This is a genomic window from Acinetobacter sp. YH12231, from assembly GCF_013417755.1.
Lineage (GTDB): Bacteria > Pseudomonadota > Gammaproteobacteria > Pseudomonadales > Moraxellaceae > Acinetobacter > Acinetobacter amyesii.
In genome coordinates this window covers 53,474-78,412 of the sequence record NZ_VPDJ01000006.1, presented here as the reverse complement: position 1 = coordinate 78,412, position 24,939 = coordinate 53,474, and the positions used below count along the sequence as shown (strand labels likewise).

The 24,939-nt window shown below is 42.6% G+C and carries 27 protein-coding genes; 16 read left to right on the top strand and 11 right to left on the bottom strand.

Annotated elements, in window-relative coordinates; translation table 11 throughout:
• Window position 1 precedes the first annotated feature (1 nt).
• Together FTV11_RS04070 and FTV11_RS04065 are read left to right on the top strand one after the other, a co-directional pair.
• Window positions 2-637, top strand: a complete 636-nt coding sequence (locus FTV11_RS04070) for a phospholipid-binding protein MlaC (protein ID WP_180064824.1) — start codon at window positions 2-4, stop codon at window positions 635-637.
• 39 nt (window positions 638-676) lie between these two features.
• Complete coding sequence (locus FTV11_RS04065; protein ID WP_218945760.1) at window positions 677-937, top strand: lipid asymmetry maintenance protein MlaB; 261 nt, start codon at window positions 677-679, stop codon at window positions 935-937.
• Between the two features lie 75 nt (window positions 938-1,012).
• Here the strand turns inward: FTV11_RS04065 and FTV11_RS04060 are convergent, their stop codons facing one another.
• Window positions 1,013-2,026 carry a CorA family divalent cation transporter gene (locus FTV11_RS04060; protein ID WP_078189297.1) on the bottom strand — a complete coding sequence of 338 codons (1,014 nt, stop codon included), beginning with the start codon at window positions 2,024-2,026 and terminating at the stop codon, window positions 1,013-1,015.
• Between the two features lie 155 nt (window positions 2,027-2,181).
• Between FTV11_RS04060 and FTV11_RS04055 the strand changes: the two genes are divergently transcribed.
• The gene (locus FTV11_RS04055; protein WP_180073425.1) at window positions 2,182-2,787 is read left to right on the top strand and encodes a TIGR00730 family Rossman fold protein; all 606 of its coding nucleotides are present in this window, start codon (window positions 2,182-2,184) and stop codon (window positions 2,785-2,787) included.
• Window positions 2,787-3,194 (top strand): NUDIX domain-containing protein, encoded by a 408-nt coding sequence (locus FTV11_RS04050; protein WP_180059170.1) that lies wholly within the window; start codon window positions 2,787-2,789, stop codon window positions 3,192-3,194. Before FTV11_RS04055 ends, FTV11_RS04050 begins: the two co-directional genes overlap by 1 nt.
• Window positions 3,195-3,240: 46 nt before the next feature.
• Here the strand turns inward: FTV11_RS04050 and FTV11_RS04045 are convergent, their stop codons facing one another.
• Together FTV11_RS04045 and recG are read right to left on the bottom strand one after the other, a co-directional pair.
• A complete protein-coding gene (locus FTV11_RS04045; RefSeq protein WP_180073424.1) occupies window positions 3,241-3,873 on the bottom strand; it encodes a ComF family protein in 633 nt (210 codons plus the stop codon).
• A 146-nt stretch (window positions 3,874-4,019) separates the two neighbouring features.
• Window positions 4,020-6,065 carry an ATP-dependent DNA helicase RecG gene (recG, locus tag FTV11_RS04040; RefSeq protein WP_078189293.1) on the bottom strand — a complete coding sequence of 682 codons (2,046 nt, stop codon included), beginning with the start codon at window positions 6,063-6,065 and terminating at the stop codon, window positions 4,020-4,022.
• 59 nt (window positions 6,066-6,124) lie between these two features.
• On the opposite strand from recG, the gene FTV11_RS04035 reads away from it, so the two are divergent.
• The gene (locus FTV11_RS04035) at window positions 6,125-6,904 is read left to right on the top strand and encodes an NAD-dependent epimerase/dehydratase family protein (protein WP_180073423.1); all 780 of its coding nucleotides are present in this window, start codon (window positions 6,125-6,127) and stop codon (window positions 6,902-6,904) included.
• Between the two features lie 151 nt (window positions 6,905-7,055).
• Window positions 7,056-7,652, top strand: coding sequence for a methyltransferase domain-containing protein (locus tag FTV11_RS04030; protein WP_180073422.1), 597 nt, complete (start codon window positions 7,056-7,058; stop codon window positions 7,650-7,652).
• 86 nt (window positions 7,653-7,738) lie between these two features.
• On the opposite strand, the gene plsB is transcribed toward FTV11_RS04030, so the two are convergent.
• Window positions 7,739-10,312 carry a glycerol-3-phosphate 1-O-acyltransferase PlsB gene (plsB, locus tag FTV11_RS04025; RefSeq protein WP_180073421.1) on the bottom strand — a complete coding sequence of 858 codons (2,574 nt, stop codon included), beginning with the start codon at window positions 10,310-10,312 and terminating at the stop codon, window positions 7,739-7,741.
• Between the two features lie 287 nt (window positions 10,313-10,599).
• Between plsB and FTV11_RS04020 the strand changes: the two genes are divergently transcribed.
• Complete coding sequence (locus FTV11_RS04020; RefSeq protein WP_078189289.1) at window positions 10,600-11,472, top strand: acyl-CoA thioesterase II; 873 nt, start codon at window positions 10,600-10,602, stop codon at window positions 11,470-11,472.
• Between the two features lie 248 nt (window positions 11,473-11,720).
• Complete coding sequence (locus FTV11_RS04015) at window positions 11,721-12,980, top strand: dicarboxylate/amino acid:cation symporter (protein WP_171525930.1); 1,260 nt, start codon at window positions 11,721-11,723, stop codon at window positions 12,978-12,980.
• Here FTV11_RS04015 and FTV11_RS04010 read toward each other — a convergent pair.
• The 7 genes from FTV11_RS04010 to FTV11_RS03980 all read right to left on the bottom strand — a co-directional run bounded on the left by FTV11_RS04010 (window position 12,977) and on the right by FTV11_RS03980 (window position 20,361).
• Window positions 12,977-13,402 (bottom strand): VOC family protein, encoded by a 426-nt coding sequence (locus FTV11_RS04010; protein WP_180039472.1) that lies wholly within the window; start codon window positions 13,400-13,402, stop codon window positions 12,977-12,979. The genes FTV11_RS04015 and FTV11_RS04010 overlap by 4 nt on opposite strands.
• Before the next feature lie 221 nt (window positions 13,403-13,623).
• Window positions 13,624-14,568, bottom strand: coding sequence for a metal-dependent hydrolase (locus FTV11_RS04005; protein WP_180021608.1), 945 nt, complete (start codon window positions 14,566-14,568; stop codon window positions 13,624-13,626).
• A gap of 157 nt (window positions 14,569-14,725) precedes the next feature.
• Window positions 14,726-15,586 (bottom strand): ribosome biogenesis GTP-binding protein YihA/YsxC, encoded by an 861-nt coding sequence (gene yihA / locus FTV11_RS04000; protein ID WP_180039474.1) that lies wholly within the window; start codon window positions 15,584-15,586, stop codon window positions 14,726-14,728.
• Window positions 15,587-15,671: 85 nt separating this feature from the next.
• A complete protein-coding gene (locus FTV11_RS03995; RefSeq protein WP_180073420.1) occupies window positions 15,672-16,115 on the bottom strand; it encodes an Rrf2 family transcriptional regulator in 444 nt (147 codons plus the stop codon).
• An 86-nt stretch (window positions 16,116-16,201) separates the two neighbouring features.
• A complete protein-coding gene (gene hmpA / locus FTV11_RS03990; RefSeq protein ID WP_078192460.1) occupies window positions 16,202-17,410 on the bottom strand; it encodes an NO-inducible flavohemoprotein in 1,209 nt (402 codons plus the stop codon).
• Window positions 17,411-17,560: 150 nt separating this feature from the next.
• Window positions 17,561-19,144: a helicase HerA-like domain-containing protein gene (locus FTV11_RS03985; RefSeq protein ID WP_180073419.1), complete on the bottom strand. Its 1,584-nt coding sequence runs from the start codon at window positions 19,142-19,144 to the stop codon at window positions 17,561-17,563.
• A gap of 14 nt (window positions 19,145-19,158) precedes the next feature.
• Window positions 19,159-20,361, bottom strand: coding sequence for a PLP-dependent transferase (locus tag FTV11_RS03980; RefSeq protein ID WP_180073418.1), 1,203 nt, complete (start codon window positions 20,359-20,361; stop codon window positions 19,159-19,161).
• A gap of 158 nt (window positions 20,362-20,519) precedes the next feature.
• On the opposite strand from FTV11_RS03980, the gene FTV11_RS03975 reads away from it, so the two are divergent.
• The 8 genes from FTV11_RS03975 to rplV all read left to right on the top strand — a co-directional run bounded on the left by FTV11_RS03975 (window position 20,520) and on the right by rplV (window position 24,938).
• Window positions 20,520-21,257, top strand: coding sequence for a type 1 glutamine amidotransferase (locus FTV11_RS03975; protein ID WP_180073417.1), 738 nt, complete (start codon window positions 20,520-20,522; stop codon window positions 21,255-21,257).
• Between the two features lie 268 nt (window positions 21,258-21,525).
• The gene (gene rpsJ / locus FTV11_RS03970; RefSeq protein ID WP_000070912.1) at window positions 21,526-21,837 is read left to right on the top strand and encodes a 30S ribosomal protein S10; all 312 of its coding nucleotides are present in this window, start codon (window positions 21,526-21,528) and stop codon (window positions 21,835-21,837) included.
• A gap of 59 nt (window positions 21,838-21,896) precedes the next feature.
• Window positions 21,897-22,535 (top strand): 50S ribosomal protein L3, encoded by a 639-nt coding sequence (rplC, locus tag FTV11_RS03965; RefSeq protein ID WP_078189280.1) that lies wholly within the window; start codon window positions 21,897-21,899, stop codon window positions 22,533-22,535.
• Window positions 22,536-22,546: 11 nt separating this feature from the next.
• On the top strand, window positions 22,547-23,149 hold the full coding sequence (rplD, locus tag FTV11_RS03960) for a 50S ribosomal protein L4 (RefSeq protein WP_078189279.1): 603 nt from the start codon (window positions 22,547-22,549) through the stop codon (window positions 23,147-23,149).
• Window positions 23,146-23,466 (top strand): 50S ribosomal protein L23, encoded by a 321-nt coding sequence (rplW, locus tag FTV11_RS03955; RefSeq protein WP_005012992.1) that lies wholly within the window; start codon window positions 23,146-23,148, stop codon window positions 23,464-23,466. The genes rplD and rplW overlap by 4 nt, the downstream gene beginning before the upstream one ends.
• A gap of 11 nt (window positions 23,467-23,477) precedes the next feature.
• Window positions 23,478-24,302, top strand: coding sequence for a 50S ribosomal protein L2 (gene rplB / locus FTV11_RS03950; protein WP_078189278.1), 825 nt, complete (start codon window positions 23,478-23,480; stop codon window positions 24,300-24,302).
• Window positions 24,303-24,321: 19 nt separating this feature from the next.
• Window positions 24,322-24,597: a 30S ribosomal protein S19 gene (rpsS, locus tag FTV11_RS03945; RefSeq protein ID WP_004281508.1), complete on the top strand. Its 276-nt coding sequence runs from the start codon at window positions 24,322-24,324 to the stop codon at window positions 24,595-24,597.
• A gap of 11 nt (window positions 24,598-24,608) precedes the next feature.
• The gene (gene rplV, locus FTV11_RS03940; protein WP_035265103.1) at window positions 24,609-24,938 is read left to right on the top strand and encodes a 50S ribosomal protein L22; all 330 of its coding nucleotides are present in this window, start codon (window positions 24,609-24,611) and stop codon (window positions 24,936-24,938) included.
• Window position 24,939 lies beyond the last annotated feature (1 nt).

Genomic DNA, 24,939 nt, shown 5'->3' with positions numbered 1-24,939 from the left:
AGTGAACACATTGTTAAAACATACGCTTACAGCAAGTATCTTATCAACTATGATGGCAGGTACAGCTTTTGCTGCTCCAAGCGAAGCACCACCTGCATTTGTAAAACAAGTGGCTGATGGCCTCATTACACGTTTAAAAGCAGACCACGCAAAACTACAAAATAACCCTGCGGCTGTGAAAGCGATTGTTCGTCAAAACTTAGACCCGTACATCGATTCACAAGCGTTCACACGTATCGTGATGGGTACGTATGCAACGAATCAATACAGCTCAGCGGCTCAACGTGCACAGTTTGAACGTAACTTCCGTGCAACACTGATCGAAAACTATGGTTCAGCTTTTGCCAAGTTTAGTAACCAAACGTATAGCATGCGTCCATATAAAGCGTCGAACAGTAAGAACCCTGTTGTAACGATTGATTTCCATAACAACGGTGAAAAAATTCCAGTCTCTTTCCAGTTGGCGGATAAAGGTTCACAATGGAAAATCCGTAATATCAACGTTTCGGGTATCGACCTAGGCTTACAATTCCGTAATCAGTTTGCGGCAACTGTAAAACGTAATGGCGGTAACATTGATAAAGCAATTGCGAACTTCAAACCTGATGCTGATGCAGCATTGGACAAGAAAAAATAAGATAGGTGATGTGTGATTAAACTTCATCAACAAGAATTGATGGTTTCAGGCAAAATCGATTACAACAATGCCGAATTGTATTATCAAGACGGCTTGAAATTGATTCAACAACAGCAAGCTTTTCCCTTAGTGGTCAATCTTGCTGAGCTTGAGCATGGCAGTACTTTAGCTTTAGCTGTTTTGGTTCGTTGGTTACGTCAAACGCCAAAAGCGCAAGGTTTGCAGTTTAAAGCAGTCCCTGAAAAAATGATGAAGATTATTCAAGCCTGTCATCTTGAGCATGACTTGCAATTGATCTAAAAAAAAGCACCGTAAGGTGCTTTTTTTATTGCAGTGCGATAAGAAGCTCTCGCCAGTCCACGCAATAGGCAAGGATCAAATCCATTTCTTCCAGCGGAAGTACATCAATGGTCCAATAAAGAATGCCACGATGATTAAGCTGACCACGATAAAACTGGTTGTACCATGCGCGAATGGCAGTACGTCGGTGTTCATCCCATAGACACTGGCCACTAACATCGGTGGCGCAAGCATACTTGGTAAAATCGAGAATCGACGAATCGTATCGTTCTGTTCGGTGTTAATGAATCCAGAAGTGGTATCTAGTAAGAATCGAACCTTTTGGAACAGGAAGGCATCATGCTCAACCAGAGAGCGCACGTCTTCACTGAGTTCTCGGATGTCGGCATCATAAATATGACTGCCCAATGCGCGAGGACGTGACAGGAAGGTGAGAACACGACGTAAGTCGATCAGACACAGCTGAGCTTTCCCGAGCATATCTTCTAAATGCGCAAGTCGGGTAATCATGTCATCCAAGTCTAAAATCATCTCACGATGACGGTTATTCAGCACTTCTGTGGAATACTTTTCTAAGTCCTTGTGGATATCTTCCAAGATATCCGCAAGCTCATCGAGTTTGGCTTCTAAAAGACCCAATAAAATCCAAGTTGGATCTTTATAGTCAATTTCATAATCATTGCGACGCGCGCGGGCACGAAAGGCACGGAAAGCCACCAGCTTTTCACCCCGTAAAGTGAATAAGCGCTCTTTATGCAAAATAAAGGCAACCGTTTGTACGGTAGCTAAGGTGCTGGCATTTTCTTCGGGTTCGCCATCGACCTGAAAATTTTTATTTTTCGTTAAAAAATAGGTGCTGATGTGCAAAATACCGTCGTCATCACGGTAGAATCGTGCACTCGACGAAATATCTTCTAATGATTTTAATGTAGGTAAATTTTGATCATAGGCATCCATAATCCATTGCTGCTCTTCCTGAGACGGGGCAATGAGATCGAGCCAGACTAAATCCTGATGTAAATCGAAGTCACCATTGATGGTGACATCTTCCAGGCTACCGCGCTCTGTGGCGTAAAAGGCTTCAAGCATGTTGTCTTTTCCCCTTGCGCAGTAAGTTAAAAATGAATGGGTGTATTTTAGACAAGGATTTGCTGAAAAACACTGTTCTAATGCTTATTTTATGAAAAAATCTGTTTAAAGTTGATTTTTCCAGCATAGCGTTCCTGATCTGATGGTGATTATAAATGAAATCTATCGCAATTTTCTGTGGTTCCGCCCTTGGTAACAATCCTGCCTATTTACAGGTGGCTGAAAAAGTCGGTCGTCATTTGGCGGCACGAGGCATCACACTGGTCTATGGTGGTGGTCGTTCAGGTTTGATGGGTGTTGTGGCAGATAGTGCTTTGCGTGCAGGTGGGCAAGTCATTGGGGTGATTCCAAAAGTCTTGGTCGATAAAGAATTGGCACATCCAGATTTAACCGAATTGCATGTGGTAGAAAATATGCAACAACGGAAAACCAAAATGTCTGAACTCTCGGATGGTTTTGTGGCGATTCCAGGTGGAGCAGGGACTTTAGAGGAAATTTTTGAGCAGTGGACGTGGGCTCAATTGGGCATTCATTTAAAGCCATGTGCCTTTCTAAACGTAGATGGTTTTTATGACGATTTATTGAATTTTCTAAAAACAACTGCAGAAAAAGGCTTTACCCATCCGCGTTTTATCGAAGGCTTAATTACAGAAGATAATATTGAAACGATTGTTGAAAAGTTTCAACATTTCACTGCGCCAGAGCCGAAATGGGGCATGGTTGAACGTACAGCCTTTATCACCGATTTGGAACAAGATTGATGAAAACTATCACTGTTGCCGCAGCCATTATTCTAAATGAACAGCATGAACTTTTAGTGGTTCGTAAAAAACACACGGCATTCTTTATGCAAGTGGGTGGCAAGTTAGAACCCAATGAAGCCCCTGAAATCACCATGCTACGTGAAATTCAGGAAGAAATTGGCTGCGCTGCGCAGATTGAACAATTCATTGGTCGTTTTGAAACGGCCGCTGCGAACGAAGCCGATCATCTACTGGTGAGTTATGTCTATCTGGTCCAGTTGCAAGGTGAACCGAAAATTGATGCAGAAATTGCAGCAATGCAATGGGTCAGCTTGGATGATACACAGACAAAACTCGCACCTTTAACACGTGAGGTGGTGATTCCTTGGGTGAAGCAGCAGGCGCGATCTCTTGTTGAAAGCTAAACCGCTTCGCTTGCTCAGTTTCTTTATTAGTGGTTGATGTTAGAAACTAAGGCTGTGCTGCAGCAATGCATGCGGCATATACCTGCGTGCAATGTAGCCGATGTAACAGCGTACTTAATGCATGGATTGAACTCCCCGTGGTCACCACATCATCGATGATGAGGACTTTACGGAAACGGCGTTTTTCGGTTGGGTCGATAATAAATTGTTGTTCGATATTTTCTAGGCGTTCTAGCCGACTTAAACCTTTTTGAGCGTGCTGTGCTTGATGAATCACTGGTTGCCAAACAGGGATGCCCAATTGCATTGCCATCATCTGTGCAACGAGCAGCATTTGGTTGTATCCACGGTCTTTAAGGCGTTCAACTGAAATAGGCATGGGCACGATGGCTTGAACCCTAGCTAAGCGCAAGCTTAAAAGGCTCTGTGCCAGTAAATTTTGATAGTGCAAGTGTTGCTCATACTTATAGCTTTGAATGATGCGATCTATAGGGAAATCATAGTAAAAGGCACAAGAGATGCTGTGTTCATGGCGATCAACCGCTTGTTTAAACCAAGGCAGTTGTGCCCAGCAGTCGGTACAAAGCGAATGATGTTGTTGTCGATCGATACCGCAGAGCAGGCAAGGGGAAACGCTCTGTATTCCTTTTTGGATGAAGTGTTGGATAGATTGGAGCATGTTTTTATTCTAATCATTCTTTTTTGAGTATTTTGCACAGTTCGTGGTGAAGTGCAATCACAACACCACAGCAACCTGTTCGACAAGCTTATTGGTTCAAGCCAATCTGTATAATTAGGATGATCGATCTGTCATCCTAATAATTATTATACATAGGCGTATCGAGGAGCTTCCGGCAGCCATCGTTTTAAAAGCGCTTGAGCCTGTGCAGGATAGTCATTCAGGACTTGTTGAGCCACATAGTGAGCCTGATTGAGTAAATGGTCATCTCGCTCTAATTTTGCTACACGAAAGCCCATATCGCCCGTTTGTTTAGTGCCGAGGAGCTCACCGGGGCCGCGAATTTCCAAATCTTTTTCAGCAATAATAAAGCCGTCATTGGTCTCGCGCATAATGCGTAAACGCTCTTGCCCATTTTGCGACAAGGGATTTTTATACAGCAAGGCACAGAAACTGGCTTTGGCACCACGCCCTACACGACCACGTAGCTGATGTAGTTGTGAAAGCCCTAGGCGTTCTGCATTTTCAATCACCATGATTGAGGCGTTCGGGACGTCAACACCGACTTCAATGACGGTGGTTGCAATTAGTAATTGCAATTCATTATTTTTAAATTGCTGCATCACTGCTTGCTTTTCATCGGCCTTCATTTTGCCGTGAACCAGACCAATATTGAGGTCTGGGAAGCGTTCTTTAATTTCATTAAAAGTTGCTTCAGCGGCTTGAGCATCTAAGGTTTCGGATTGTTCCACTAGGGTACAGACCCAATAGGCTTGTTTGCCTTCAGCACAATTGCTGGCAATCCGCTGTAGCACTTCTTCACGACGATCCAGTGGAATGGTGACCGTTTGAATCGGTGTACGACCGGGTGGTAGTTCATCAATGACAGAGGTGTCTAAGTCGCCATAAGCCGACATCGCCAAGGTACGAGGAATAGGGGTTGCTGTCATCACCAGTTGATGTGGTGTCATGCCATTGAGACCTTTGTTCCGAAGTGCCAAACGCTGATCGACACCAAAACGGTGTTGCTCATCAATAATCACTAAACCCAATTTGGCAAATTGAACATTGTCTTGAAATAAAGCATGTGTGCCGACCACTAAATTAGCAGAACCATCTTGAATACTTTGTTCTGCTGCAGCTCGAGCTTTACCTTTTTGCTTGCCTGAAAGCCAGGACACGGTCAGTCCCATAGGCTCAAACCATTTTTTGAAATTTAGATAATGTTGTTCGGCCAAAATTTCTGTTGGCGCCATCATGGCCACTTGCCAACCTTCCTCAAGCGCATGACAGGCTGCAACGCCTGCAACCAAGGTTTTACCTGCACCTACATCGCCTTGTACGAGTCGCAGCATAGGTTTGTTCTTTTTCAGATCGACCGCAATTTCTTTGGACACGCGTTTTTGTGCGCCGGTCATTTCAAACGGTAGTGTACTTAAAAGCTGTTTGGTGAAGTTCTTACTTGCAGAGAATGACGGTGCTTCGATTTGTTGAATATAAGCACGGCGGCTGAGCAAACTGACCTGATGGGCAACCAATTCTTCGAAAATTAAACGTTGCTGTGCAGGATGAGAACCTTGGCTGAGTTGCAACATATTGGCATCGACAGGGGGGTGATGAATATAGTCCAGTGCTTGTTTTAGGGCATAGCCATTGGTGAATTTTTCTGGCAATAATTCAGGTAAGTCATCACTATATAACTGTAGTGCTTGTTTGACGTATTCACGCAGTTTGGGCTGTGTTAAGCCTTCAGTTGCAGGGTAAATCGCAGTGAGTTGGGTTTGAGGTAAAGGCGTGTGTTCAGTAATCACCTGTAGTTCAGGATGATACATTTCTAAGCCACGAGCACCAACACGGACTTCACCAAAAATCCGTAAACGATTTCCCGGTTTTACCCGATCAGTAATGCCTTTGTAGATATGGTAAAAACGTAAAGTGACTTTGCCACAATCGTCATCCAAAAGGGCGGCCATCGATTTACGCTTACCGGGTGGGAAGTCGATACTTTTGACTGTACCTTCCAGTAAATAACTTCGACCCACGGTCAATTGGTTCATGGGGATGATCGTGCTACGATCTTCATAGTCGCGTGGCAGATGAAACAAAAGATCATCTGTCGTGAAAATATTTAGTTTTTCAAGTAAAGCAGCGGCGGCATTGCCAACCCCTTGCAATTGATGGACGGCAGCCATGTCCCCTCAACTTCGGTTTATATGATCTAAATGGATCAGTTCTGAGAATAGGTCGTTTGATGCATATTCTATTTATCGGTTATGGTAAAACATCGCAACGTGTTGCTAAACAATTATTTCAGCAAGGTCACCAAATTACCACAGTGAGTCGTAGTGTAAAAGAGGATGATTTTACAGAACATTTAATCCAGGATATTCACCAACTGGATTTATCGCAGGTTCAACCGATTGATGCTGTCTATGTTCTTTTGGCTCCTGCACGTCATGCTCAATTCAATGCTGTGGATGCTTATCGATACACTTATGTCGATTCTGTACAGCCGATTGTTCAAGCATTAGCACATCATCCAATACAACGTTTAATCGTGGTGTCGTCCACTCGTGTCTATGGTGAGCATGCGGGGGAGCACATTGATGATGACACTGTGCCACAACCGATCGATGAGCAGGGGATGTTGTTACTGGAAATGGAGCATCGCTACACACAAGCATTTCCTACTGAATGCGTGATCGTACGTCCATCTGGGATTTATGGCACATCGACAGCGCGAATGCGTAAACTAGCAGAAACGACTAATCGCTATCCCAATATCCATTGGTCCAATCGAATACATATCGAAGATTTGGCAAATTTTCTGTGTCATCTACTCCACGTGGAACATCCTGAAAAATCATATATTTGTACTAATAACCAACCTCAATCCTTGCATGAGCGAATCTTGGATTTGCAAAGAGCTATGCATTTACCCGAATTGGTTTTAGGGAGTGAAGTAGAAACAGGTAAAAAGCTTTATGCAACGCGGATGACGAAGAGTGGTTTTAAGTTAGCGCACGATTGATTGTGATGTGCAGTGTAAAATTGTCGTGACGTATAAAATTCAGTGCAGCTTTGTGAGTATTAAAAGAAATTCTATAAATGAATAAGATAGGTCTTTTACAACATGTATTGTTCAAATTTTCGAATGGATCTCAAAGGATAAAATTTAAATAATGACAAAATCATTTGCTGAACTTACTCAGAATCTACCCCATAGACCGATTTTGGAAAAAGCTTTGAGTTATTTTGAGAATTTACCAAAGATCGCGATTGATTGTGGTTGTGGTGCAGGAAATGAATCATCATTTCTACTCCGTCATCATTTTAAAGTATATGCATTTGATCCGTCTGTTGACGCTAAAAATATCTGTCTAATTAAATTTAAAGACAATAAGAATTTTTTATTTTCTAATCAGGCCTTTGAAGACTATAGCTTTCCTAAAGCTAGTTTAATTATTGCTTTATTCAGTTTATTTTTTTGTTTTAGGGATTCGCTTGAAAGTGTTTTAAAGAAAATGCAGGAATCCTTAGGTGAGCAAGGCATCTTACTCATACAACTGTTAGGAAAAGATGATGATTGGGTAAATAATTTTTCTGAAAAATTTATAGGTTTTGAACAGGAAGAACTTAAACAATTGTTTGATGCGGACTTTGATATTATTTATATCGATGAATTTAAAGGCAATAAACCACTAGCCAATGGAACTCCAAAATTTTGGAATATACATACTTTAATTTTAAAAAAGAAAATATTAAATACTTTTGTATAGTCCAAAAAAAAGAGACAAGCTTTTTACAACTTGTCCCTGATTTTGCTCATCTTCTTCCGCTTTTATGGCGAAAAAATCAGAACGGTTTATTTCTTCTTACGTTTCAAGCGTTTTTTGGCTTGTTCAGCAGCCACTTTATCAAGTGCTTCTTTTAACTCTTCATCACTAAAGGTCGTAATGTGTTGCAACATTTGCAGTGTCACATCATCCAAAACGAGGTTGGCATATTGCGCAACATTTTGGAAATTTTCATCAAACACAATGGCGTTGTTTTCATTGGTACTGATATAACCTTGTTGGGTTAAGACTTTAATAAAGCTTTGGAACAATGCCTTATCAAAGAACTCTGGCGAGTTAAATTCATACAACACAGACAGACGTTGACCAACCAAGTGGCTGAGTTCTTCAACCTGACGGGTTGAGATGTTGCCTGAACCACGTTGTGTGATTAAAGCCAAAGTCATGTAGTAACGCTCTAGACTTTGCATCACAGGTGCAGCCAAGACCACTAACTGATTGTGCTGCTCTGAGTTAGGCGCAGGGGAGATCAGGTTGCCTTCTGCATCTTCAGAAATTAGCTTGGCTTTGATCAGTACTTCAGCATACGCACAGATTTGATCTTTAAGTTCTTCATCATTCCATTTAAGGAACAACTCAGCTTTTAAGAACGGATACAGTGTACGAATGACATTAATCAAATCACCACGGCGAATAGAACCATTATGTTCAACCAAAGCGGCAATGAGTGATGGCAAAATAAATGCGTGCAGGATGTTGTTACGGAAGTAGGTTAACAGCACCGCTTGATTATCAGCAATGGCAATAATATCGCCAAGGACATGATTAACACGTTTAATCAGCTTGAGTTTTAAACCATAAGCAATGATTTCTTTACCTGATAGCGGTGTCACTTGCATGCGCTCATCGTAAGGTAAGGCATTTAAAAGATCGCGATAGGTATCTAACTGCTTAATGCAAATCTCTTCATCTAAAGTATGTTTAGATGTCGCCAATAAAATCAGTGAAAGCAATGAAACCGGGTTCACCACTGCTGCACGGTTAATATTTTCTAAAATCACGTGTGCAGAACTGTTAATGGCATCCGAAACTTCTGGCGGAATTGGGTCGTCATTTTTCTCGATTTTGATGTTGCTTGCATTGTGCTGTTTCAACATATCATCAAGGAAAACTGGCTCACCAAAGTTCAAATGAACTTTACCGAAAATACGTTCGATCTTACGCAGGGTTTTCATAATCCCCATGATCGACTCGCCTTCTTTTGCCTTACCATTCATTTCGCCAACGTAGGTCGCACCTTCCATTAAACGCTCATAGCCAATATAGGTCGGTAAGAACACGATCGGTTTGGCTGGATTACGTAAATGACCATGGACAGTCATGGCGAGCATGCCGGTCTTCGGTGGTAATAAACGACCAGTACGTGAACGCCCCCCTTCAATGAAGTATTCAAGTGGCGTATTACGCGCCAAAATACTATAGAGGTATTCTTTAAATACGGTGGTGTAGAGACCATTGCCACGGAATGAACGACGAATAAAGAACGCACCGCCACCACGTAAAATTTGCCCTACAAATGGCATGTTTAAGTTATCGCCCGCAGCAATGTACGGCACCATCAAGCCACGTTTATAAATCACATAAGACAATAATAAATAGTCGATATGGCTACGATGACATGGGGTGTAAATGATCTCGTAGTCTTTGGCTAGTTCACGAACGGTACTGAAGTTATGTACTTCGACGCCATCATAAAGCTGTGTCCACAGACGAGTCAGTGCTAAGTCTGCAAAACGTACTGTTGATGCAGAATAGTCTGAAACGATTTCATTTAAATAACCAATCGCACGACGTTCAGCTTCAACCATACTGATTTTACTGCGAATGCTTTCACGACGAATCGCATCTTGCACATCCGTAGATTTGATCAGGCCATGCATCACATTACGACGGTCGGATAAATCCGGACCTAAAACCACTTCACGCTGTGCATCTAAATAATCATTCAGTGTGCTGACAATATAAGTTGCAGGTGACAAGTTTGGATGCGTAGTTTTGGCATATTCAACCAAACGACGCAAAGACTGTGGTTCATGGAATTCAAGGTACGATTGACGACCGTGCAAACCAATATTCACCAACTGCTTCACTTTGCTTGGTGTAGACCATGTATCGGTAAATAATAATTTAAACCAAGAATCTTCTTTATCGGGTTCACGACCCCACAGCACGGTTACAGGAACGAGCTCAACATCCGCATCAGGATTTTTTTCCAAAACCTCGATTAAACGCAATAAACGAGGTGGAAATGCATTTGGTGGTGGATTGAGTAAGTTGTCTTCATCATGATGTTGTAAAAACACCACAGAGGCTTTTTCTGTTTGCGTACCCACAGTCATTGGGTCGAGTGCAGGGTGTAGCTTTAAACGACGGGTTTCACCATCGACAATTAAAGCATTACTCCGTGAATGATTTTGCAGAACGTAGCAGGTAATTTTCGTTGTCTGTACGCCGGTATCTGTATCGGTTTCAGTCACTACAGGTTCTACAGGGACTTCACCTAAAACATGCGGTGTTACCACAAGATCAAGCAGTTTACTCGAAAGCTTTCGATACATCTGACCAAAGCCGCTCTTGGACATACAAACTCCTACTTTTCATGACCAAACCACAGAGATTCTGAGGGGAATCTATTCTGCGTAATTGTACTTAAAAACTGTATGTCATTTTCTGACAAATTGCATAGATATTGTAAGATTTTATCGTTAAAAAACGTATTTTTAGCAGTTATATTGCATCAGCAAGGTGACAGATCAGTCAGCGAATCTTTAGGGTTTTAGTCTGGATTTATGGCAAAATGGAAAATATATTTAAACATCTGTTGATGTTGCCTGCGTTAGCTTAATCCCGAATGATAGATAGGTTTGTTATGAATGCCTTAACACAAGAGTTGGTTGATTTACTCAGTCTTGAAAAATTAGAAGAAAATATTTTTCGTGGGCAAAGCCGAAATTTGGTCGGGAAGCGTGTCTTTGGTGGACAGGTTTTAGGTCAGGCGCTCCGTGCGGCATCTTATACAACAGATCGACCTGCTCATTCCTTACATGCCTATTTCTTATTTGGTGGTGATATCAATGCACCGATCATTTATGAAGTAGATCGTATTCGCGATGGACGCAGTTTTGTGAGTCGTCAGGTTCGTGCGATTCAACATGGTAAAACCATTTTCATGTGTATGGTGTCATTTGCAGAGCAAGAAGAAGGTTTGAATTACCAAGTTGCAGAGCCAGAATATCCAGCCGTCGAAGATTTAAAATCTGAAGCTGAGCTAAAACGAATGATGGTGGAATTTGTTCCTGAAAACGTCCGTGCATCTTTTATGCGTGACCGTCATGTGGAAATTCGCCCGATTGATCCGCAAAACCCGTACCAACCGCAGCCTGCTGCGCCGTCGTATGCACACTATATTCGTACCCATGACAAAATTGCTGCTGACGTTGATGACATCTCTTTACATCAGGCTATTGCGGCATTCTATTCAGACTTTACGCTGATGACGACTGCACTACGTCCACATGGTTTAAGTTATTTATCACCAAGTTTGCAGTGTGCCAGTATTGATCATGCCATGTATTTCCATAAGCCATTCCGTGTGGATGAATGGATGCTTTATGACATGGATGCTACCGTCAGTGCCAGTTCACGTGGTCTAAATTTTGGTCGCATGTGGCAAAACGGTGAGTTGGTCTGTAGTACGACACAAGAAGGCTTGATCCGTTTACGCGAAATTGAAACGCAATAAGCTTTGAGCACTATGTGTTAAGTCGTACATGTTGAAATGCTGAAATAACCGAATCTCCTGATTCGGTTTTTTTATGCCGTCAATTTTTAGTATGAATCTACTCACGGATTCGAGTTATCTAATTGGGGTGCAGTACAAATTGAATTGGGTTGAATACATGCTTTGCAGAATTGTAGCAGTATATGTGACAAAAAATTCCTCGATTCCCAGTGGGGCGCATGGCATAGTGCCTGAATAAAGGATGATAAATGCAAGGCACAATGAGCTTAAATACGCAGATTTTAATTGCCGCAATATTGGGTGTGGCATTTGGCTTTTTATTAATTCAGTTTCCAGAGACGCAGTTTTTATCCGCCAGCCTGTATGGCCTGGGGATTGCCAGTAGTATTTTTATTGGCTTGCTGAAAATGATCTTGGTTCCGCTGATCTTTAGTTCGATTGTGGTGGGGGTATCCAATTTACAAGCGGGTGGTCAGCTGAGTCGTACGTGGAAAATTACCTTAGCGTGCTGTGTCACCACCACGACTTTGGCACTGATCTTGGGTCTAGCATGTGCGCATATTTTTAAAGTTGGGCAGGGCGTGGACATCGTCATGTTCCAAGATGCAATGCAACAGCATCAGAGCCCTGACACCCTCACAGCAGGTTCATTCTTTACCAATTTTATTCAAAATACACTGATCAATCCGTTTAAAGCCTTTAGTGATGGCAATGTACTCGCTGTCGTGGTGTTTTCACTATTTTTAGGTGTGGCCTTGGTCAAAGGCGGTGAAAAATTTCGAAGTGTGAGAAAGCTCAGTCAGCAATTTTTTGACATCATGATGATGATCATCGGTTGGGTGATGAAGCTTGCACCGATTGGTATTTTTGCATTATTGGCTAAATTGATTGCTACCGAAGATATTTCGGTGTTGAGTCGCCTCGCGGAGTTTGCTGCCGTAGTCACAGGGACCACGATTTTCCATGGGGCAGTGGTGTTACCTCTGTTGCTTTGGATTTTTGGGAAAATGAGTCCACTGACATTTTTTAGAGGAACACGAGCTGCCTTAATCACTGCTTTTGCAACCAGTTCAAGTTCAGCAACGATGCCACTGTCGATGAAATGTGCGCAGGAAAATTTAGGCGTACGTCCTCAAACAGCAGGTTTTGTGATTCCATTGGGCACACAGTTAAATATGGATGGTACAGCGTTGTATGAAGCTGCTGCTGCGTTATTTATTGCTAACTTGATGGGCTTAGATTTAACCTTGGGTCAGCAGTTAATTGTCTGTGCAACCGCCATGATTGCGTCACTCGGCGCACCGGGCATTCCAAGTGCTGGAATGGTGACGATGATTATGGTTTTACAATCGGTTGGGCTTCCTGCAGAAGCCATTGCGATATTGCTGCCGATCGATCGTCTATTGGATACGGTACGGACTGTGGTGAACGTACAGGGCGATATGATGATTAGTGTGGTGGTTGATCGTCATACGCGAGATGTAGATGAACCAGCGTTGTCGAATTAAATAGATAAAGCACTAAAATGTGGGTTGTAGACGATCTCCCACAGATGCCCATCTAAGTCTTGAAAATAGCCTGCATAACCACCGTAAAACGTGGGCAGTGCGGGTTTAATTGTTTTTGCACCTGCGCGTTGGGCTTGTTTCATGATTTGATCGACGGCTGCAGGACTGTTGACGTTATGTCCGAGAGACATTTGAGTTGGACAAAACGCTGATGTACTGATTCCGGTGTCATGACTAAGGCTATCTTGTGGCCAGAGTACGAGCTTTAAACCGTGTTGTAAATCAAAAAATGCCACAGCGCCATGTTCAAACTCAGTCCCAATAATCCCTGCGCTATTTAGACCTAAACCCTCCTGATAAAACGCGAATGCAGCGTGTAAATCTTTCACAGCCAGTGTAATAACGGAGATGTGAGCGTGCATGGAGATGCTCCTGAACGGTGTATTTTTATTTTAGGATAAGGCTGAGTATAAATACATTTTAAAGAGAATAGGGAACTTGGAATAACTGTACTTTAAACATCGAACTTATGAGCCTATCCATCTTGAGTGTGTTGATTGCTCAGTAAAAAAATGGAGCGTAATGGATGTGAGCACAAAAAAAGCAGGGCGAACCCTGCTTAATACAGATTTTAAAGTAGTGTTTAAGCAACTTTCAGTGCGGCGCGTTTTGCAGCAGGAGAGTTGTCGAGATAGGCAATCGCATCTTCAGTTTTTGCTTCATGTACAGGATCGTACCAAGGCATTAAATACCCCAATTGCTGCGACACTAACCAAAGTGGATGTGGCAATAAGCGATTGTCTTTTTGCGCGATACGCGCCCATTCACGCCAAATCCACGGTTTATATACGGCAGGTTTAATCGATGCATAGCGCGAGTCTTGCTGCATGATATGTGCTGCACCATCGACCCATAGACCAAGTACGGCAGCAATCACGATCACACTTTGATAATAGCGAGAAATATAGCCCCCACCGAGATGACGATACAAATCAAAAGCCACGGTACGATGTTCTATTTCTTCTGCGCCATGCCATTTTACTAGATCGAGCATATTCGGATCGGCACCGAGGCGTTCCCACTCTTTATTATATAAAGCATATTTGCCTAGTACACAGGTCATGTGTTCAACCGTTGCAATCACCCCTAAACGAAAGAGATCCCACTGATGATCTAAAGCTTTGGGTACGTTGAGCCCTAAAGGTTGGTCTGCAAGCAGTTTGCCAAAGAGAAAATCCATGATTTCAAGGTTGCGTTGAATACTGATATTGCGCTGAGACAGATATTCTTTATTGGCAGAGTTATGCGCCTGAGCATGCATAGCTTCTTGGCGGATAAATGCTTTAACGTCCTCGGCTAGTTTTTCATCTCTAATTTGTGGCAATACTTTGTTATACAGACGGCAAAACCAAAACTCACCAGCCGGTAAGATCATATTAATTTCATTAATAAAATAGCTGACAAAAGGTTGATTGGGCACCCAGTCAACTTGGGTATCTTGCCACTCAAATTTCACTTTACGTGGTTTAATTTTATATTCGATTGATGATCCAAGTTTTGTGTTTTTCAAGCGGGAGAGTAATTTCATGACCTATCCTTGTTTTTATGTGATCGAGTGCACATCTGATGTATTCAGTATCCAAAAAAAATCCTGCATTGTGATTAGCAATACAGGACATTTCATTATCTTCAGAAGATACTTTTTGTCAGACAATCATTCTTGTGCTGACTTTAAAATTACTCGATTAGTGGTCTGAATTTTTGCCTTCAGTTTGGGGTAAGTCTTCAGATGTAGTGTGGAAGTCATCGAATGCTTCCGCGTCTGCATCGATTTCAATATCATCTTCTGATGCTTCAGGGATGCTGTCGAGATCAAACTCTGTCGATTGTTCTAGAGTGAAGTTGAGACGACCCGCCATGACACTCGCTAATTCTTCTAAACCTTGTTTATTCAATGATGAGAACAATTGGATAGAGAAGTTTAGCTTCATTTTTTTCAATGCTGCTTTCACTTCTTGTAGAGCTTTAGAGGCTGGGCCACGGTTTAATTTATCTGATTTGGTCAGGAGTACATGTACGAACAATTTACGTGAATGTGCCCATTCCAACATCATGACGTCAAAGTGTTGTAGTGGATGACGGATATCCATCAACAGCACAAGACCTTGTAAACTTTCACGGTGTATCAGATAGTTTTCTAACTCTTTTTGCCACACGATTTTCATCGCTTCAGGTACAGCGGCATAGCCATAACCAGGCAAGTCGACCAAACGCTGATCAGGATTTCCTAGACTGAAAAAGTTGATCATTTGGGTACGACCCGGTTTTTTCGACGCACGAGCCAATTGTTTTTGATTAGTGAGCGCATTAATGGCACTCGACTTACCTGCATTAGAACGACCTGCAAAGGCAATTTCATAGCCGGTATCTTCAACGCAGAGGTTGAGTTTAGGCGCACTCATTAAGAACTCAGCTTTGCGTAGCCAGTTGAGCGAGCGCACAGCATATTCAGTAATCGCAGAGTCTACTTTTTTCTCATAAGTAATCTTTTGCTTCGGCGCATTGGCCGCTTTACTGTTTCGTGATTTTCCTCTGTGCTGATGCATAACCCAACTTCAATAACTGATTTAACAACACGCATTATAAAGGAAGTCGGGCAGGCAAGCGAATTTTGTCGTAGGCAAAGTGAAATTAGAGATTGATCATTTGAATTGGAGATTGTGTTGTAAATTTAGATGCGCTGCTTGGTTGTAAGACGTCAGCAAGTTTATACTGATCGAGACTTTGATAAAACTGTTCTAAAGCTTGGTCTAAGAGGCTTTTTAAACCACACTGACTGCGTAGTACGCAGGGTGGGTCATTGCATTCTACTATCTGGTGATGGCCTTGCAGAATTCGTACGATTTGACCGAGCTGAGCCTCAAGTGCTTCAGGGTTTAGACGAATACCGCCACCTTTGCCGCGGCTGGTGATTAACCAGTTTTGTTTTGCCATAAAATGCACAATTTTCACCAAGTGATTACGCGAAACATGCAGGTCTTCTGCAATTTCAGCAATGTTATAAGGCACATCACGAGGGCGTGCGATATAGAGCAAAATGCGTAATGCATAATCGGTGAATTTATTGAGTTGCATGATAATACTGTGAGTCTGAGAGAAATAAATAAGGGCTAGTCTAGCATAACTAAACTAACCCTTTGTATTTCAGGTGAATAGCTTAGTTAGTGTTTTACACCACCAGTGCCGAAAGCTTCGCTGTGAATATTGCTAGCAGGAATACCACGAGCAATTAAAGCTTTCTGTTGTTCAGCCATAAATGGCATTGGACCGCAAAGGTAATAATCCGCATTGATCGGTAACAGTGCAGTATCCATGCTGCCTAAGTCTAGACGACCAGCAGCATCATAATCTTCACCTAACTTATCATTAGCATGAGGGAACTCATACGCTGTAAAGGTGCTAAGACGTGGGTATTTTGCTTCTAAATCCTGAATGTGTTTATGCATTGCATGCACTTGTTTGCTACGGCAGGCATGGATAAAGGTTACAGGTTGTGGCATGTCTAAAGTCACCAACTGATTCAGCATCGCAATCATTGGTGTTAGACCTACACCACCACTGATAAAGACATTGCGTTTTTGTGAATCAATCAGGAAGAAATTACCTGTTGGTGCAGACACTTCGATTTCTGAACCGATCTCCAAGCCATGCAGTGTATTTGATACCCAACCTGGAACCAAGTCACCTTTCTGATCTTCACGTTTTACAGAGATACGTAAGTAGTTGTCTTGTGGGCTGGTAGACAGTGTATATTGACGTGGTTGTTTTAGACCCAGCTCATCGACCAATACACGTACAGAGATGTACTGACCTGCTTCATATTTTGGTAAATCACCACCATCAGAAGGCTCAAGGTAGAATGAGGTGATTTCATCACTTTCAGCCACTTTTTTCGCGATTTTGAAATTACGCCAACCTAACCAACTGCCTTTAGTTTGCTGATGTTGCTCATAAATCGCTTTTTCAGTGCTGATAAACAAGTCTGCCAATTGTCCATATGCTGCTGCCCAAGCTGCAATCAGTGGATCTTCCATTGAAATGCTTAATACTTCACTGATCGAGTGCAGCAAATTTTCGCCGACAATATTATAGTCTGGCGCTTGAATGTTAAGACTCACATGTTTATGCGCAATTAATTCTACAACTGGTAAAAGTACAGATGGGTCCTCAATATTTTCAGCATAAGCCAATACAGCACCCGCCAAGGCTTGTGCCTGAGCACCGCTGCGCTGATGTCCCATGTTAAAGGTTTCTTTGAGGTCAGGGTTATTGCCCAACATACGATTATAGAAGTAACCAGTCAGCGCGACACCATTTTCACGTAGAACAGGAACAGTTGCTTTTACTAGGTCAATTTGCTGCGGAGTCATAGCTGATCTCTCATGGCTGTTATTTATAAGATGTATTTAAAATACATTTTTAAATACATCCGCGCAATACATGTTTTAGTAAAAACCATAAAAAAATTATGGAATATAAAAAGATTCCATAAATTTGTACTTTTTAATTGGGCTTTTAGATTATTTCTTGCCGAAAATAGAACCTAAGAGGCCACGGATAATTTTCTGACCTGTCGACCCACCCAAGCTGCGTGCTGCACTTTTTGCAAAAGTTCCTACAGTGTCTTGAATCAGTTTTTCACGTTGTTTGGCTGAGCGCTCAGCGTCTTTTTGTTGTTCGCGTGCAAGGCGTTCTTGTTCACGCGCTTGCTGTTTAGCGAGTGCATCTGCTTCTTTGGCTTGTTGTTTGGCCAACGCTTCTTGTTCTTTGGCTTCTATTTTATCTTGTTCCGCTTGGACGGCTTGTTGTTGGCGCTCCGCCACTTTATTTTGTAAAAGTTCATAGGCACTTTCACGATCTGCTTCGGTGTCATACACACCTGCGACAACGCTATTTGCCATCAGAGCTTTGCGTTCTTCTACAGCAATTGGGCTAAATGAAGAGTAGGGTGGCATCACCCAAGCACGTTCAACAATTTGAGGTGTGCCTTGTTCATCTAGACAGCTGATCAGTGCTTCACCTACAGCCAGTTCCGTAATCACTTGATCGACTTTAAACGCAGGATTGGCTCGAAAAGTATCTGCTGCCGTCTTAACAGCTTTCTGATCTTTCGGGGTAAATGCACGTAGCGCATGTTGAACACGGTTACCCAGTTGTCCTAAAACACTCTCAGGTAGGTCAAGTGGATTTTGCGTTACAAAGTAAATGCCGACCCCTTTAGAGCGAATCAGACGAACCACTTGTTCAATCTTTTCTTGTAAAGCAGGGCTGGCATTATCAAACAATAAATGCGCTTCATCAAAGAAGAACACCAGTTTGGGTTTATCCATATCTCCAACTTCGGGCAATTGTTCAAACAGTTCTGACAGCATCCAAAGTAAAAAAGTCGCATAGAGCTTAGGGGTATTCATTAACTTGTCGGCGGCGAGCAGGTTGATGTTGCCACGACCTTGTGCATCCGTTTGAATGAAATCCATGATATTGAGCGCAGGCTCACCAAAAAACTTGTCACCACCTTGATCGGCCAATGCGAGCAAATTACGTTGAATTGCACCTAAGCTTGCAGGTGATAAATTGCCATATTCATTTTTAAATTCTGCTGCATGTTCACTGACGTAGCTGATCATGGCTTTTAAGTCTTTAAAGTCGATGAGCAATAAGCCCTGATCATCAGCAATACGAAAGACCGCTGATAACACACCTTCTTGCGTGTCATTTAAGTTGAGGATTCGGGCAAGGAGCAGTGGGCCAATTTCAGAAATGGTAGTGCGAATGGGATGACCTTGTTCACCAAACAAATCCCAAAACACCACAGGGGAGGCAGCAAAAGGAATGCTCTCGATATTTAAACTTTTAATTCGTTCGTCAAACTTAGGATTGCTTTCACCTGCTTTGGCAAGGCTAGAAACATCCCCTTTGGCATCGGCTAAAAATACAGGTACACCCAGCCGAGAAAAACTTTCTGCCAACACCTTCAACGTCACCGTCTTACCAGTACCTGTGGCCCCAGCAATCAAACCATGGCGGTTTGCAAATTGTGAATGAAGCACCACATCTTGTGTAGTGTCTTGTGTTTTTTTGCCAATAACAATTGGTGTACCCATAGATGTTCCTGTATTTATTCGAGTTGCTGTTTATTTAAATGTTGTAGTGCGTTTTCTATATCTTGTATTAAATCTGCAGGATGTTCTAGTCCTATACAAAAGCGAACCAGTAAGCCGGCTTGAATGTGTGAATGTTCGAGTACACGCATATCTTTTAAGTTATATAGCATGACTAAACTGACTGGGCCACCCCAGCTAAAACCAAGCTTAAAGAGTTTCAGCGCATCGCAAAAGCAGCGTACATCTAGCAGGCTATATTTTTCATTAAATACCACGCTGACCAAGCCTGCACTGTGTTGTTCTGTACAAATTTCTTTCCAATACTGATGTCCTGCGGAAGCTTCATCGGCTGGGTGTAAAACCTGTACAAAGGCTGGCTGTTGTTTTAGCCAATTTAATAAAGTTAAAGCACTTTGTGACTGGTGTTCATAGCGCAAGCGCATAGAAGCCAGGCTGCGTTGTACTTGCGCGGCGTCATCACCAGAGATACTAATGCCTTGAATGGCGTGGGCACGAAACAGTTTGTGATGAAGCTTTTTATCTCGTGTAATTACCGAGCCCATTAAAATATCGCCACCACCACTTGGGTATTTGGTCAAGGCATGCACACTGATATCCACGCTTAGGTGTTCATTGCCAAAATCAAAAGCATTAAAGGCGATACCAGCACCCCACGTATTGTCCAGTGCAGTGAGCATGTTCTGTGCTTGGGCTTTTTTGACCAAGCCGACTAAATCAGGAAACTCTAAAGTGACAGAACCCGCCGCTTCTAACCAGATAAGCTTGGCTTGCGCTGAAGGGTTAAATGAATCGACATCAATCGGGTTATAAACCTTGACCATGATGCCGTAGCGGGTTTCTAGGTTACGCAGATGTTCCATATTTGGGCCATAGATATTATCTGCGACCCAAACCTCATCCCCCTGACTTAAAAAACATGAATTGACCAAATTAATTGCAGATAAACCGCTTGGTGCGAGTAAGTGATACAAGCCACCTTCAATCTGAGCAATCTGATCCCCTAGGGTAAATGTAGTGGGCGTACCATGTGTGCCATAGCTATAGTCATAATCATCAGTCCAATGGCGATTAAATAGCGCATCTGTATTTTCGAAAATTATAGTGGATGCACGAAACAGGGGAGGTTGAACACTATTGATGTATTGCGGTGCCATTCTTGGTGCATGAATGAGTTCAGTTTGAGGATTCTTTTTCACGTGGCGCTCTGAAATGATCAAAATAATAATGAATGTTCAAAAGAATACGACTAAAACGCATGGATTTACGATGCTTTTGTATAGAAAATTAAGTGAAAAGCAAAGTTGGCTTCATTCTTGCAAAACCGATATCAGAGCAACAACAATAGGTTTAGCGCATGAAGTCGCATTTAAAAGTACATTATTTTCAGCATATTGCTGGCGAAGGGTTCGGCAGTTGTTATGATTTTTTAAAACAGCATCAGGCCAAAATTACGGCCACAGAATTCTTTGCATTACCTGTCGATCAAGCCTTGGATCTCGAGGCTTTGCCGCATGTTGAAGATGTCGATTTACTTATCATCATGGGTGGGACCATGAGCGTAAATGATGAGGCAAATTTCCCATGGTTAAAAATAGAAAAACGATGGCTGCGACGCTATTTAGCACTCGGCAAACCCGCAATCGGGCTTTGTTTAGGCGGGCAATTGATTGCCAATGCTTTGGGTGGGGCGGTGAGCCGAAATGCACAACAAGAATTGGGTTGGACGACCATCCGTAAGGTCGCTAACGTACCGCATGACTGTTTCAAACTACCGGAAGAGTTTAAAGTCATGCAGTGGCATAGTGAAACATTTGAAATTCCCAAAGGAGCAGTATTACTGGCGGAAAATGATGCATGTCGTAATCAAATGTATCAAATCGGACAAAATGTTTTGGGCTTTCAATTTCATCCTGAAATTACTCCTGAAGTACTCGATTTATTTTTGGAAAATGATGAAGAAGTGGCATTTTTTTCAGGAATACATGTGCAGCCAGTACATGATCTACGGAAAAGCGCAAAAAACAAATTTATTGAGGGAAATCAAATACTAAACCAAGCAATAGAGTATGTATTAAGAAAAAATGCCTATTGATTAAAAGTTAAGCAATTGATCTTGCATAAAAAATGAAAAATATAAGAAAAACAGCAAAAGAGATTTGCTTATGCATTAAACAATAGCTATAATGGGCGACCCTTTGATGAAGGGGGTTAGCTACGAATAAAGTAGTTAACATCGTGACAGTCACGGCATCGATCGTGACCTTAGTGATATTTCACTGCTCTTGACACTTGCCTCTTTTAAAGTGGGGTGAGATGCGTCAAGGGTGATTCTTTATATATTTGGCTTGGAGTTAACTGGTATGTCTAACCAGAGAATTCGTATCCGTCTTAAGTCTTTTGATCACCGTCTAATTGATCAATCAGCTCAAGAAATCGTAGAAACAGCAAAACGTACTGGTGCACAAGTTTGTGGTCCAATCCCGATGCCTACACGTATCGAACGTTTTAACGTTTTAACATCACCACACGTTAACAAAGATGCGCGTGACCAATACGAGATCCGCACTTACAAACGTTTGATCGACATCGTTCAACCTACAGATAAAACTGTTGATGCATTGATGAAGTTAGATCTTGCAGCTGGTGTTGATGTTCAGATCGCTTTGGGTTAAGGCTTTCGGTTAATTAACGCTCTAAGTTAATTAGGCCGCTTTTTTAGAGGTTTATGCACATGGCTATTGGTTTAGTCGGTCGCAAGTGCGGTATGACACGTATCTTTACAGATGCTGGTGTTTCTGTACCTGTAACAGTGATTGAGGTTGATCCTAACCGCATCACACAAATCAAAACGCTTGAAACTGATGGTTATCAAGCGATTCAAATCACTACTGGTGAACGTCGCGAATCTCGCGTAACTAATGCTCAGAAAGGTCACTTTGCGAAAGCTGGTGTTGCTGCTGGTCGTCTAGTTCAAGAATTTCGCGCTACAGAAGCTGATCTTGAAGGTCGTGAAGTTGGCGGAACTATCGGTGTAGATGTGTTTACAGTGGGTCAAATCGTTGACGTTACTGGTACATCTAAAGGTAAAGGTTTCCAAGGTGGTGTTAAGCGTTGGAACTTCCGTACTCAAGACGCTACACATGGTAACTCTGTATCTCACCGTGTTATCGGTTCTACAGGTCAAAACCAGACTCCTGGTCGCGTGTTCAAAGGCAAAAAAATGCCTGGTCACTTAGGTGCTGAACGTGTAACTACACAGGGTCTTGAAATCGTTGCTATCGACGCAGAACGTTCAGTTCTAGTTGTTAAAGGCGCGGTTCCTGGTGCTACTGGTGGCGACGTTACTGTTCGTCCTACTATCAAGGCCTGAGGGGAAATAACGTGAATTTAAATACTGTTTCCGGCTCTGCTGTTGAGTTATCTGAAGTTGCGTTTGGTCGTGATTTTAACGAAGCTCTTGTACACCAAGTTGTTACAGCTTACTTAGCTGGTGGTCGTCAAGGTTCAAAAGCGCAAAAATCACGTGCTGACGTTTCTGGCGGTGGTAAAAAACCTTTCCGTCAAAAAGGTACTGGCCGCGCTCGTGCTGGTTCTATTCGTAGCCCAATCTGGGTTGGCGGTGGTAAAACTTTTGCTGCTCGTCCACAAGACTGGTCTCAAAAAGTAAACCGTAAAATGTATCGCGGTGCTATGCAATGCATCCTGGCTGAGCTTGTTCGTCAAGATCGCCTTGTTTTAGTTGAAGAGATTGCTGTTGCAGCTCCAAAAACTAAAGAATTGCTTGCAAAACTTAACGACTTGAATGCACCTCGTGCATTAATCGTTACAGATGCTGTTGATGAGAACTTGTATCTTGCTGCTCGCAACATTCCACACGTTGATGTGGTTGATGCTGCTGCAATCGATCCTGTTAGCTTGATCGCGTTCGATAAAGTTGTTATGTCTGTTGCTGCTGCTAAGAAAATTGAGGTAGAACTCGGATGAACAACGAACGTATCTATCAAGTCCTACAAGGACCTGTATTCTCAGAAAAAGCACAAGTTTTAGGCGAAACTGCTGGTGTTCAAGTGTTCAAAGTTGCACTAGATGCAAACAAACTTGAAATCAAAAAAGCCGTTGAGCAACTATTTGGTGTTCAAGTTGTTAAAGTTAACACAACGATCACTAAAGGTAAGACTAAACGCTTTGGTAAAACATTAGGACGTCGTTCTGATGTTAAAAAAGCATACGTCACCCTGAAAGCTGGCCAAGATGTTGAAATGGCTGACTTGGGCGATACCGCTGAAAACGCAGCGGAATAAGGACGAAAATTATGCCGATTCAAAAATGTAAGCCAACGTCTCCAGGACGTCGCTTTGTAGAGAAAGTGGTTCATAACCACCTTCACAAAGGCGCGCCATATGCTCCGTTGGTTGAAGCTAAAAAACGTACTGGCGGTCGTAATAACAACGGTCACATTACAACTCGTCACGTTGGTGGTGGTCATAAACAGCACTACCGTATCGTAGACTTCAAACGTAACAAAGACAGCATCCCAGCTGTAGTTGAGCGTATTGAATACGATCCAAACCGTACAGCTCATATTGCTTTATTGAAATATGCTGACGGTGAACGTCGCTATATTATTGCACCTAAAGGCCTTCGCGCTGGTGATCAAGTTCAGTCTGGTAACGATGCTCCAATCCGTCCAGGTAACTGCTTGCCACTTCGCAACATGCCTATCGGTTCTACTCTTCACAACATCGAGCTTAAAATCGGTAAAGGCGCACAATTAGTACGTTCTGCTGGTACATCTGCTCAATTGTTGGGTCGTGACGGTTCTTACGCTATCATTCGTCTTCGTTCAGGCGAAATGCGTAAAGTACACGTTGAATGCCGTGCTGTGTTAGGTGAAGTTTCTAACTCAGAAAGCAACCTTCGTTCACTTGGTAAAGCAGGTGCATCACGCTGGCGTGGCGTTCGTCCTACCGTACGTGGTATGGCGATGAACCCAGTAGACCATCCACATGGTGGTGGTGAAGGACGTAACAAAGGTATTCAACCTGTAAGTCCATGGGGTCAAAAAGCTAAAGGGTACAAAACACGTACCAACAAGCGTACGACTAAGATGATCATTCGCGACCGTCGCGTTAAGTAACAAGTAAAGGAATCTGACAATGCCTCGTTCTCTGAAAAAAGGCCCATTCGTCGATGCGCACTTGTTCGCTAAGGTTGAAGCGGCTATCGCGGCTAATAACCGTAAGCCGATCAAAACTTGGTCGCGTCGTTCGATGATCTTACCGGATTTTGTTGGTCTAACAATTTCTGTACACAATGGCCGTAACCATGTTCCAGTGATCGTATCTGAGCATATGGTTGGTCATAAATTAGGTGAATTCGCGCCAACTCGTACCTATCGTGGTCACGGTGTTGACAAGAAGTCTAAACGTTAATAGGTGCTATGATGGAAGTAACTGCTAAATTACGCGGTGCCGCTATCTCGGCACAAAAAGCACGTTTGGTTGCAGACCTAATTCGCGGCAAATCTGTTGCGCATGCTTTAAATATCTTAAACTTCAGCAACAAAAAAGCTGCAGTTTTAGTTAAAAAAGCATTGGAATCTGCGATTGCAAACGCTGAACACAATAACAGTTTAGATGTAGACGACCTTAAAGTTTCTACGATCTACGTTGATGAAGGCATGAGCCTGAAACGTATTTTGCCACGTGCTAAAGGCCGTGCAGATCGTATTACTAAGCGTACTTGTCACATTACCGTTAAGGTAGGGGTTTGAT